The organism is Streptomyces sp. WAC06614 (genome assembly GCF_003949795.1).
GTDB lineage: Bacteria > Actinomycetota > Actinomycetes > Streptomycetales > Streptomycetaceae > Streptomyces.
The window spans coordinates 1-6,788 of sequence record NZ_RPRY01000358.1 but is presented as its reverse complement, the minus strand read 5'-3'; the positions used below and the strand labels follow the sequence as shown (position 1 = coordinate 6,788).

The 6,788-nt window shown below is 75.3% G+C and carries 7 protein-coding genes; 2 read left to right on the top strand and 5 right to left on the bottom strand.

The features are described from left to right. Positions 1-39: 39 nt before the first annotated feature. Together EF918_RS30555 and EF918_RS30550 are read left to right on the top strand one after the other, a co-directional pair. On the top strand, positions 40-960 hold the full coding sequence (locus tag EF918_RS30555; protein WP_260610814.1) for an SDR family NAD(P)-dependent oxidoreductase: 921 nt from the start codon (positions 40-42) through the stop codon (positions 958-960). Positions 961-1,049: 89 nt separating this feature from the next. Beyond that, positions 1,050-1,946: a helix-turn-helix transcriptional regulator gene (locus EF918_RS30550; RefSeq protein ID WP_125652171.1), complete on the top strand. Its 897-nt coding sequence runs from the start codon at positions 1,050-1,052 to the stop codon at positions 1,944-1,946. A 65-nt stretch (positions 1,947-2,011) separates the two neighbouring features. Here the strand turns inward: EF918_RS30550 and EF918_RS30545 are convergent, their stop codons facing one another. From EF918_RS30545 to EF918_RS30525, 5 genes are all read right to left on the bottom strand, one after another. After that, positions 2,012-2,722, bottom strand: coding sequence for a GntR family transcriptional regulator (locus EF918_RS30545; protein WP_125652170.1), 711 nt, complete (start codon positions 2,720-2,722; stop codon positions 2,012-2,014). Between the two features lie 41 nt (positions 2,723-2,763). After that, positions 2,764-3,726 (bottom strand): ornithine cyclodeaminase family protein, encoded by a 963-nt coding sequence (locus EF918_RS30540; protein WP_125652173.1) that lies wholly within the window; start codon positions 3,724-3,726, stop codon positions 2,764-2,766. Between the two features lie 98 nt (positions 3,727-3,824). After that, entirely contained in the window at positions 3,825-4,880 is a 1,056-nt protein-coding gene (locus tag EF918_RS30535; protein ID WP_260610813.1) for a proline racemase family protein, read from the bottom strand. Further along, positions 4,877-5,881, bottom strand: coding sequence for a proline racemase family protein (locus EF918_RS30530; protein ID WP_125652169.1), 1,005 nt, complete (start codon positions 5,879-5,881; stop codon positions 4,877-4,879). Before EF918_RS30530 ends, EF918_RS30535 begins: the two co-directional genes overlap by 4 nt. 17 nt (positions 5,882-5,898) lie before the next feature. Continuing rightward, a partial coding sequence (locus EF918_RS30525; RefSeq protein ID WP_148141285.1) for a dihydrodipicolinate synthase family protein occupies positions 5,899-6,788 on the bottom strand: 890 nt, incomplete at its 5' end.

Here is a 6,788-nt window from a genome sequence, read left to right as displayed (position 1 = left end):
GGCCTGGTTGCGGGGGTGGGGGCGGGCGAGGGTGGGGGCATGACGAACAGCACGAACACCTCGTACGCCATGCATTCCGCCGACATCGCGCCTCGTGACGAGCGCGCCGCCGCTACCGCCGCTGCCGCTGCCGCCGCCCCTGCCACCGCCCACTGCGCCGGATCCGACGCCGAGTTCCGCGACCGGGTCGTCCTGGTCACCGGGGGGACCAGTGGCATGGGGCTGGCCACGGCCCGGCGGCTGGTGGGCTCCGGGGCCCATGTGGTGATCACCGGCCGGGACGACGAGCGGCTGGAGCGGGCCGCCGCGCGGCTGGAAGAGGCCTGCGAGGGGGGCGGGCGGGTGATGGCCGTGCGGGCGGACGCCGCCTCCACCGCCGACCTCGACCGGCTCGTCGCCGCCATCGGCGAACGCCACGGCCGGCTCGACGGGGTCTTCGCCAATGCCGGGGTCGGGGTCTTCCAGCACGCCACCGAGGTGAGCGAGGCGGACTTCGACCACGTCGTCGGCGTGAACTTCAAGGGGGTCTTCTTCACCGTCCAGAAGTCCCTGCCGCTGCTCCACGCGGCCGGCCCCGGCGCGTCGGTGGTCGTCAACGCCTCCTGGACGCTGTTCCGGGGGATGCCGCACGCACCGGTGTACTCCGCGACCAAGGCCGCCGTGCACAACCTCACCCACACCCTCGGCAGCGACCTCGCCACCCGCGGCATCCGGATCAACTCGGTGAGCCCCGGCTACATCGTCACCGAGATGTTCCACTCCGCGATTCCGGACGTCGCCGCCCACGAGCCCCTGCGGGCCGAGGTCGCGCTGGGGCGGCTGGGCACCGCCGAGGACGTCGCCGAGACCGTGGCCTTCCTGCTCTCGCCGCGTTCCTCGTACATCACGGGCCAGGACATCGGGGTCGACGGTGGACTGGTCACCGTCATCCCGTCCGTGGAGTGGGCCGCCGCCTCCTGAGGGGCCGGCGCCGGGTGGGGCGGGCCGCTGCCGAGCCTGGCCCTGGCAGGGCCAGGCTCGGCAGCGGCCGGTCGGCCAGAATCGGGGGCATGACCACCGCGACCAGCCTGAGCGAGTTCCTGCGCACCCGCCGTTCCCGCCTGCACCCGCAGGACGTGGCCCTGCCGGACTACGGCGGCCGCCGGCGGGTCAGCGGCCTGCGCCGGGAGGAGGTCGCCCAGCTCGCCGGGGTCAGCGTCGACTACTACACGCGGATGGAGCAGGGCCGGGTCCCGCACCCCTCCGCCGCCGTGCTCGACGCGCTCGCCCGGGCCCTGCGGCTGACCGAGGACGAGCGCCGGCACCTGCACCACCTGGCCGGACCGCAGCACACCGCCCGGACGCCGGCCCGCCGGGGCCCCGCGGCCCCGCGGCAGCAGGTGCGGCCGATGCTACGGCGGCTGCTGGACGAACTGCGGGACGTGCCCGCTCTGGTGATGGGCCGCCGGATGGACGTCCTGGCCTGGAACGCCGCCGCGGTCGCCCTGCTCGGCGACTACGGCGCCCTGGACCCGGATGAGCGCAACATCGCCCGGATCACCTTCCTGGACCCGGTCTCCCGGGTGCTGTTCGCCGACTGGCACTCCTGCGCCCGCGAGAACGTCGCCTATCTGCACCTGGAGGCCGGGCGGCACCCCGACGACCCCCGGCTGGCCCGGCTGATCGGCGAACTGTCCATGCGCAGCGAGGAGTTCCGCACCTGGTGGGCGCAGCACCCGGTGCAGGACAAGACCTCGGGCACCAAGCGCTTCCACCATCCGCTGGTCGGCCCGCTGGAGTTGTCCTACGAGACCCTGCGCTCGGCGGACGACGACGGCCAGGCCCTGGTCACGTACGCCGCCGCGCCGGGCACGGCTTCGTACGACGCGCTGCGGATGCTGCTGGCCTGGCAGGCCCCGGCCGCAGGAAGCGTGGCCCGGGGCGTGGCCGGGACCCCGGGCCGCTGAAGCTGAGGCGGGGGCCCGGGCCGCGCGGGGCGTCGGCGGGCGGGGTCAGTGGGTCGGCGGGCGGGTCAGCGGCCGCCGCCGAGGCCGCCCGCCGGGCGGCCGACCGGCTCGTCACGGCCCTGGGCCCACAGGGAGCGGACATGGCCGAGGTGGCGGCGCATGCACTCCTCGGCCGCGGCCGCATCGCCGGCGATCATCAGGTCGAGGAGTTCGAGGTGCTCCTCGGCCGAGGACACCAGCTTGCCCGCCTCGTCCAGGCCGGTCAGACCGTACAGGCGGGAGCGCTTGCGCAGGTCGCCGACGGTCTCGACCAGGCGGTCGTTGCCCGCCAGGCCCAGCAGGGTCAGGTGGAAGCGGCGGTCGGCCTCCAGGTAGCCGATGAGGTTGTGCTCGCGCGCGGAGGTGACGATCTCCTCGGCGATCGGGCGCAGCGCCTCCAGCTGTTCGCGGTCGGCGATCTCGGTGACCCGGCCGACGGTGGGCACCTCGATGAGGGTGCGCAGCTCCGTGAACTGGTCGAGGTCGCGCTCGCTGACCTCGGTGATCCGGAAGCCCTTGTTGCGCACGGGCTCCACCAGGCCCTCGCGGGCCAGGTCGAGCATCGCCTCGCGGACCGGGGTGGCCGACACGCCCAGCTCCGCGGCCAGGCCCGGCGCCGAGTAGACGTTGCCCGGGCGCAGTTCGCCCGCTATCAGGGCTGCTCGGAGGGCGTGGCCGACCTGGTCGCGGAGCCGTTCCTGGGCCTTGATGAGACTGTGCTGCTTCAGGTCACCCATCGCACTTTCCTCCGTCATTCGCAGAGGAACAGCGTACAATGTCACGTTTCGCTGTTCGCCCCGGCGGCGGCGTACACCGCCACCGCCACGGCAAGATCCTCCCAGGCCATACCGACACTCTTGAAGAGCTGTGGACAACCCCGGTCCGCGGACGATGCCGCGGCCGCACCGGAGGGCAGCGGTCCCCGTCCGCACACCAGGTCGGCCAGGGTCCCGGTGATGTGCCCCGGCCCGATCGCCCCCTCCGCCTCCGGCACCAGCAGGTCCCCGGCCTCCCGCAGCGCCGCCGCCCGCGACTCGACGTACACGGCGGACCGCCGCACCAGCGCCGTGTCGGTCTCCCGGGCGTCCGGCTCGTGCGAGCCGACGGCGACCACGGTCGCACCGGGGGCCACCAGCCGTCCGTCGAACAGGGGTGCGCGGGCGGTGGTGCAGCAGACCACCAGGTCGGCGCCCTCGACATCGGCAGCGCCGCCGGCCCGCGCGGCCAGGCCGGTGGCCCGGGCATGGGCGACCAGGGCGTCCACCCCGGCCGGGTTCCGGCCGGCCACCACCACCTGGGCCAGGCTCCGTACGGTACGCAGCGCGTCCAGGTGCCCGTACGCCTGCGGCCCGGTGCCGAAGAGGACCAGCCGCAACGGCCGCCCGGGCGGGGTGAGGTGGCGGACGGCCAGGGCCGAGACCGCGGGGGTGCGCAGCGCGGTGAGGGCCGCGCCGTCCAGCAGCGCCAGCGGGCGCAGGGTCGGGCCGTCCAGCAGCAGGTAGGAGCCGGTGATCCGGGGCAGCCCGCGGGCGGCGTTGCCCGGGGCCACCCCGGCGATCTTCACTCCGGCGTGGGCCCCGGACGCGGCCGGCATCAGCAGCAGTTCCCCGCCGGGCACGGCGACGGCGCTGCGCTGCGGGCAGGCCTCGGGATCGAGGCCCGCCCGCAGGACGCCGGCCAGCGCCTCGACGGCCGCGGCCGTCCCCAGCCGGCCGACCGCGGCCGCGTCGAGGTACGGCAGGCCTCCCCCGGCGCCCGCCGTGGCGGTCGCACCGGCCACGGTGGACGCGCCGCCCACGCCGGCCGGACCGGTCGCACCCGCCCCCGCGCTCCGCCCGGTCACAGCAGGAACCCGGTGCCCAGGGCGTCGTGGGGGTCGACGTCGAAGGCGTGCGCACCGGTGCGGTACGCCGTGCCGGTGACCTCGGTGATCCCCTCCCCCAGCCAGCGCCCGGTGAACACCGAGCCCACCACCGACTCGTGGAGCAGGTCCTCGCCCGGTCCGAGCCGGCCGTCCTCGGCGAGCAGCGCCAGCCGCGCGGAGGTGCCCGAGCCGCAGGGCGAGCGGTCGATCTGCCCGTCCGCGAACACGGTCACGTTGCGCTGGTGCGGCCCGAACGGCGTGTCGGGCAGCTCGTCGTGCAGGACCACCCCGTACACCCCGGACAGCAGCGGGCTCTCGTGGTGCCAGGTGGCCGGGTGGTGGGCCAGGGCGGCCCGGATCTCCCGGCCGGCCCGGGTGAGGTCGGGCAGGGCGGCCCGGGTGACCTCCAGGCCGAGGTCGCGGGCGGCGACCGAGGCGTAGCAGGCGCCGGCGTGGGCGATGTCCACCTCGGCGATGCCCAGGGAGGTGGCCACGGGCACCTTGCGGGCGGTGACCCGGGCCGGGACGTTGCGGAAGGTGACGCCCGTGGTGCGGCCGGCGGCGCGGTGCACGGTGGCGGTGACCCGCCCCGAGGGCACGTCGATGCGCACGGACGCGTCCCCGTCGGCGGGGGCGGGCACCCGCCCGGTGTCCACGGCCCAGGCGCCGAGCGCCATGGTGCCGTGCCCGCAGGCCGTGGAGAAGCCGTCCTTGTGCCAGAACAGCACCCCGAAGTGGGCGCCGTCGTCGTCGGGCGGCACGACGAACCCCCCGTACATCCCGGCGTGCCCGCGCGGTTCCTGCACCAGCAGCCGCCGTACGTCGTCCAGCGGGCCGCGGCGCGGCGCGGTGCCCGAGCCCCCGGGGCCGACGGCGGTGGCGCACCGCTCGGCCACGGTGTCGCCGGGCACGGGGGGCATCCCGGCGGCAGCGGTGTCGACGATGCGGAAGGGCTCGCCCGCGGTGTGGTAGTCGGTGGTGCGCACGACGGCGGGCAGGGACTCCGCGAAGGGCTCGGGGGCGGTGCTCACAGCAGGAACCCTCCGGGGAACGGGTCGCTCGGGTCGAGGAAGTACTGGGCGGTGCCGGTGATCCAGGCCCGTCCGGTGACGGTCGGGACGACGGCCGGGCGGCCGGCGACGGCGGTCGAGGCGACCAGCCGGCCGGTGAACTCGGTGCCGATGAAGGACTCGTTGACGAAGTCCTGCTCCAGCGGCAGCAGGCCGCGCGCGTGGAGCTGGGCCATGCGCGCGCTGGTGCCCGTACCGCAGGGGGAGCGGTCGAACCAGCCGGGGTGGATGGCCATGGCGTGCCGGGAGCGGGTGGCGTCGGAGCCGGGGGCGGCGAGGTAGACGTGCTTGACTCCGGCGATGGAGGGGTTCTCCGGGTGGACCGGGCGGTCGGGGCCGGAGTTGATCGCGTCCATCAGGGCGAGGCCGGCGGCGAGCAGGTCGTCCTTGCGGGCGCGGTCGAAGGGCAGTCCGAGGGAGTCGAGTTCGACGAAGGCGTAGAAGTTGCCGCCGTAGGCGAGGTCGTAGGTGACCGTGCCGAAGCCGGGGAGGTCGGCCTTGAGGTCGAGGCCGACGCTGAAGGCGGGGACGTTGGTGAGGGTGACGGACTCGGCGGCGCCGTCCTGCACCCGCACGTCCACGCTCACAAGTCCGGCCGGGGTGTCGAGCCGGACGGTGGTGACCGGCTCGACGGCCGGCACCATGCCCGTCTCGACCAGGACGGTGGCGACCCCGATGGTGCCGTGCCCGCACATCGGCAGCAGCCCGGACACCTCGATGAACAGCACCCCGTAGTCGGCGTCGGGGCGGGTGGGCGGCTGGAGGATCGCGCCGCTCATCGCCGCGTGGCCGCGCGGCTCGTACATGAGCAGGGTGCGCAGCCGGTCCATGTGCTCGATGAAGTGGAGCCGCTTGTCGGCCATGGTGGCACCGGGGATCACGCCGACTCCCCCGGTGACGACCCGGGTGGGCATGCCCTCGGTGTGCGAGTCCACCGCGTGGTAGATGTGACGGGTACGCATGGGGTCCCCCCTGGTGGCTAGTTGAGGCCCTCGGCGAGGGCCTTCTCGGTGGCGGCGCGGACGGCGGCCTCGACGTCCCCGGTCAGCGGCAGGCGCGGCGGCCGGGTGGGGCCACCGGGGCGGCCGGCCAGGTCCATGGACAGTTTGATGGCCTGGACGAACTCGGTCTTGGAGTCCCAGCGGAGCAGGCTGTGCAGGAACTTGTAGAGCGGCAGGGCGGTGGCGAGGTCGCCGGCGACGGCCGCGCGGTAGAGGGTGGCGCAGGCGGCCGGCAGGGCGTTGGGGTAGCCGGCGATCCAGCCGACGGCGCCGGCGAGGGCGAGTTCGAGCAGGACGTCGTCGGCGCCGATCAGCAGGTCCAGGCCGGGGGCGAGCTCGGCGATCTCGTAGGCGCGGCGGACGTCTCCGCTGAACTCCTTGACGGCGACGATGTGGCCGTCGGCGTGCAGCCGGGCGAGCAGGGCGGGGGTGAGGTCGACCTTGGTGTCGATCGGGTTGTTGTACGCGACGACGGGCAGGCCGGCGCCGGCCACCTCGGCGTAGTGGGCGCGGACGGCGGCCTCGTCCGCGCGGTAGGCGTTCGGGGGCAGCAACAGGACCGAGCCGGCGCCGGCCTCGGCGGCCTGGTCCGCCCAGCGGCGGGCCTCGGCGCTGCCGTAGGCGGCGACGCCCGGCATCACGCGGGCACCGTCGCCGGCCGCCTCGACGGCGGTGCGGACGACCCGGGCGCGCTCGTCGGCGGTGAGGGTCTGGTACTCGCCGAGGGAGCCGTTGGGGACCACGCCGTCGCAGCCGTTGGCGAGGAGCCAGGCCACGTGCTCGGCGTAGGCGTCGTGATCGACGGAGAGGTCCTCGCGCAGGGGGAGGGTGGTGGCGACCATGATGCCGTGCCAGGGGCGGGTACGGG